Origin of the sequence: Vibrio sp. V42_P2S4T144, from assembly GCF_009904715.1 — a bacterium.
GTDB lineage: Bacteria > Pseudomonadota > Gammaproteobacteria > Enterobacterales > Vibrionaceae > Vibrio > Vibrio alginolyticus.
In genome coordinates this window covers 1-4,038 of sequence record NZ_WXWS01000341.1, presented here as the reverse complement: position 1 = coordinate 4,038, position 4,038 = coordinate 1, and the positions used below count along the sequence as shown (strand labels likewise).

Genomic DNA, 4,038 nt, shown 5'->3' with positions numbered 1-4,038 from the left:
GTCGTGAAGATGAAACTTGGATGCACGGCTGGACGGTATTCTACTGGGCTTGGTGGGTATCTTGGTCACCGTTTGTTGGTATGTTTATCGCGCGTGTGTCTAAAGGTCGTACGGTTCGAGAATTCTTATTCGCAGTCATCGTTATTCCTACAGTTGTTACTTTGATTTGGATGTCTGTGTTTGGTGGTATCGCGCTTGACCAAGTGGTGAATAAAGTTGGTGAGCTAGGTGCAAATGGCCTAACTGATATTTCATTGACTTTGTTCCATGTTTACGATGCGCTTCCGTATAGCTCAGTGATTTCAATGCTTTCTATCGTGCTGATTCTGGTATTCTTTATTACATCGTCAGACTCTGGCTCGCTGGTTATCGATAGTATTACCGCCGGTGGTAAGATTGATGCACCAGTACCGCAACGCATTTTCTGGGCGTGTATTGAAGGCGCAATTGCAGCCGTAATGCTTTGGGTTGGTGGTAAAGAAGCCTTGCAAGCATTGCAATCAGGCGTTGTTGCAACAGGGTTACCGTTTACTTTTGTTCTGCTGTTGATGTGCGTAAGTTTGGTGAAAGGGTTAAGAACAGAACTGCCAGCTTACAAATAAATACAACACGATCCATTATTGAGTTTAAATGCCGAGCCTAATGTGCTCGGCATTTTTTATTTCTACTTTTCTTTTCCAATAATTTCGTTACAGTTTAGGCTTATTTCCACCGCATTAAACTGCATTATGTCACTGGCTAAACTCATTCTTATTCGTGGACTTCCGGGTTCAGGTAAAACAACCTTAGCAAAACAACTGGCAATAGAGCTTGGTGCTAAGCATTTTGAAGCTGACATGTATTTTGAAAATGATGAAGGTGATTATCACTTTGAACCGGTTCAATTACCTCAAGCGCATGAGTGGTGTTTTCAGCAAACTAGAAAGTGGTTGAACAAAGGGAGAGTCGTGATTGTGAGCAATACGTTTGTTCGACATTGGGAGATGAAGCGTTACATGGACTACTGCATGAAGAAGCGCATCGAGGTGGAAATTAAAGTGTGCCACGGAGCGTATCAAAGCATTCATGACGTGCCACCAGCGACGATAGAAAAGATGCGACGCCAGTGGCAAGAGTGACCGTTACCAGAACCGGAAGTTATTGACCTCGTCCGTCAATCATCACAACGAATGTTTTGCTCATGATTGAAAGGTCCATTGAAATCCAAGAGTAAAACGAACCTAAGCTTAGTGCGTAACTGTGGTCAAACCCAACTTTGCGTCTTACATCTTCAATGCATGCATCATAGCCTTGGTTAACCTGAGCTAAGCCTGTGATACCCGGTAACACGCCATATGTGCGCTCTACAAAATAGGGGATTTCATCTTCTAATTTCTGGTAGAAAGCTGGGCGTTCTGGGCGCGGCCCAATCATCGACATTTCACCTCTCAACACATTAAACAGTTGAGGTAGTTCATCTAAACGCGTTTTGCGTAAAAAGCGTCCTACTGGCGTGATGCGGGGATCATTTTCAGTTGCCCATACTGCGCCAGAGCGTTGCTCTGCATCAATATACATGGTGCGAAACTTCATGATTTGAAAAAGATCCATTTTTTCTGGTGTGCAGCGTCCTACTCGCAATTGGCGATAAATCACAGGGCCTTTCGATGTGGTTTTGATCGCTAGCGCGATAAATGGGAATAGTGGTGCAGTGACGACCAAAATAAGCATTGCAACCAGTACATCAAACGTTCTTTTCGCGTGGCATACATTTGAATCGTAGCGTGAGTTTTTCATGATGCTTTCCTTATTGGTTGACGCGTTTCCAACGTCCATTTTCCATTCCGAGTAAATATTTTATACCGCCGATAAAGTTGGCGAGATGACCAATGACGATGTAGCTAATCAGCTTAAAAGGTTTAATAGTGTTAAGTGCTGGCATTAAGTAAGTAATAAGCGCGATGCTGTAAATACCAACTTGTGCGAACAGCATTACTTGAAACAGCGGATTGTGTGCCAGTAGTAGTGAGCAAATAAAGCAAACAATCATCAAATAGGGTGTTGCTAAGCGCAGAACCTTTCCCGATAGAAATGCAAAGGCAGTGCCACGATAACGAGGTAGCAGTAATTTCTTTAATTGCATGAGCTGCTGCATGTTACCCGCTGAAATTCTTAGGCGTCGTTTGAAATCTGCGTCGTCTGAGCTTTGTTCGAGCTCAAGAGCCAGCATGTTTGGCTCGTAAATAGCGCTATAGCCTCGCAAAACGATTCTCATAGGGAGAATAAAGTCGTCATTAATGGTGCTAACTTCCAGTGGTTCAAATAAGTGAGTTCTGAAAGTGTAAAACGCACCGTGGGAACCAATCGTTGAACCTAACAAGGATTCTTGGTGCTTTACTCGAGACTGGTATTGCCAATACGCCGCTTCACCTTGGTTATTAGTGCTCATTATTTGATATGTTGCGTTAACCACTCCAACGTTCTCATTTTGATAATGCTGACTAGCTAGCAACAGAGAATCGCAAGAAATCAATGCCGACGTGTCACTCAGTGCGGTAATGTCCGAGCTAACATGACGCATTTCTTCGTTGAGTAGGGCAACTTTACCGCGATTGATTTGGTGATCATTAATAATGAACAGAGTATCAGAGCAGATTGCTTCTTGAATTGTCGCTTGAGCAATCTCGGCTGTGTTATCTGTGCAGCCATCACATGCGATCACTACTCTTAACTTATCCCTTGGGTAATCTAGGCTCGCAAGGTTACGGATCTTCTCTGCTATCCATTGTTCTTCATTGTAGGCGGGCACGATGACAGTAATAGAGGGTAGCTGGCTGTCTGTTTTGGAGGCTTTGTAAGCTCGCTCTACAAATGGTGCTTTGGTTTCGTCTTGCTGTTTTAAAGGAAGCCACTTAAGGAGCAGTGGATACCCAACGTGATGATAGACAATCAAAAACGCGGATAAACCAAACCCTATAATCCAAAGTAAATCATTCATAGCTAGCCTCCTTGGCCAAACGTGAGTAGCGACTCACCATGTCTCTGATATCAAAGTGTTTGAGAATAAAAGTTCGAGGAGAATGGTGTGATGATTCCAGTTGCTGTGATAACGCTTCGGCCAACGAAAACACGCGATTTGCTTCAACCAGTGTGCTGTTGTTCGGACAGAGCGTCTCTTTCACGCCGCCAACATCCGTCGCGACGCAAGGAATGTCACATGCTTGAGCCTCGAGGGTTGAGAGAGGAAATCCCTCTTGAAGTGATGGTAAGCAAAACAAGTCTAGGCTTTGGTAAAAGCTGGGCATATCGTCGACCAAGCCTAAAAAGGTTACTCGATCTTCAAGTTTTAACGTTCTAACTTGTGCTTCCAATTGAGCTCGCTGAGAACCATCTCCAGCAATGGCTAGGTGTGTGTTTGGCGTAAGATGAGAGAATGCTTCGATAAGCACTTTATGGCCTTTAACTGCTTCTAGACGCCCGGCAACGCCAATCACGATTTTGTCGGTTGGAAGTTCAAACAAGTGCCTTGTTGCAGTTTGGTCACCGCTTTTAAACTTCTGACAGTCAATCCCGTTATGGATAGTACAAACTTTGCGGTAATTCAGTTTTGTCTGGATTTGTTCGGCGACAAAGTTCGCATCGGCAACCACATGTGGACGAATCATTTTTAGCAGTAGGGACTGCAGTCGAGCTGATTTTTTGTTATTAAGGTGCCATGCGTCGTGCTCGGTATGAATCACTACAGGTACGTGCGCTAAACGTGCAGCAATACCACCATACAGAAGTGGGCCGATATGGTGAGTGTGGACCACGTCAGGCTTAAGTCCTTTGAGCATGGAAGTCAGCGTACTGATGGTTTTTCCGCTGAATCCAGGTTTCTTATTAAGAAAGTGCAGTTGGCCTTGGTAGGGCAATAGTTTTTGCCAGCCTTGTAGTGCATGTTCTTTGCTTCCTTCTAAGCTCACGACAAAAACGGAATGGTTTGGCTGCGCAAAACGAAGCATTTCTAGTACGAGCGTTTCTAAACCACCAGGAGCTAAGTGTTGCACGACGTGTAAT

Annotated in this window: 5 protein-coding genes; 2 read left to right on the top strand and 3 right to left on the bottom strand. The window is 44.4% G+C overall.

Features of this window, described 5'->3' with window-relative positions; genetic code table 11:
• The coding region (locus tag CAG68_RS11940) for a BCCT family transporter (protein WP_202599930.1) at positions 1-602 on the top strand (602 nt) is incomplete at its 5' end.
• Between the two features lie 126 nt (positions 603-728).
• Positions 729-1,118 (top strand): ATP-binding protein, encoded by a 390-nt coding sequence (locus CAG68_RS11935; RefSeq protein ID WP_005377656.1) that lies wholly within the window; start codon positions 729-731, stop codon positions 1,116-1,118.
• Between the two features lie 19 nt (positions 1,119-1,137).
• Here the strand turns inward: CAG68_RS11935 and CAG68_RS11930 are convergent, their stop codons facing one another.
• The 3 genes from CAG68_RS11930 to CAG68_RS11920 form a co-directional block, all read right to left on the bottom strand.
• On the bottom strand, positions 1,138-1,776 hold the full coding sequence (locus CAG68_RS11930) for a sugar transferase (protein ID WP_005377654.1): 639 nt from the start codon (positions 1,774-1,776) through the stop codon (positions 1,138-1,140).
• 10 nt (positions 1,777-1,786) lie between these two features.
• Positions 1,787-2,977 carry a glycosyltransferase gene (locus CAG68_RS11925; RefSeq protein WP_161441189.1) on the bottom strand — a complete coding sequence of 397 codons (1,191 nt, stop codon included), beginning with the start codon at positions 2,975-2,977 and terminating at the stop codon, positions 1,787-1,789.
• Positions 2,970-4,038: glycosyltransferase (locus CAG68_RS11920; protein ID WP_161441188.1), on the bottom strand; the 1,069-nt coding region annotated here is incomplete at its 5' end. The genes CAG68_RS11925 and CAG68_RS11920, both read right to left, overlap by 8 nt.

Bases quoted from the DNA above. Each gene is read 5' to 3' on its own strand.
- CAG68_RS11935 (WP_005377656.1), top strand. From the start codon at position 729: ATGTCACTGGCTAAACTCATTCTTATTCGTGGACTTCCGGGTTCAGGT.
- CAG68_RS11930 (WP_005377654.1), bottom strand. From the start codon at position 1,776: ATGAAAAACTCACGCTACGATTCAAATGTATGCCACGCGAAAAGAACG.
- CAG68_RS11925 (WP_161441189.1), bottom strand. From the start codon at position 2,977: ATGAATGATTTACTTTGGATTATAGGGTTTGGTTTATCCGCGTTTTTG.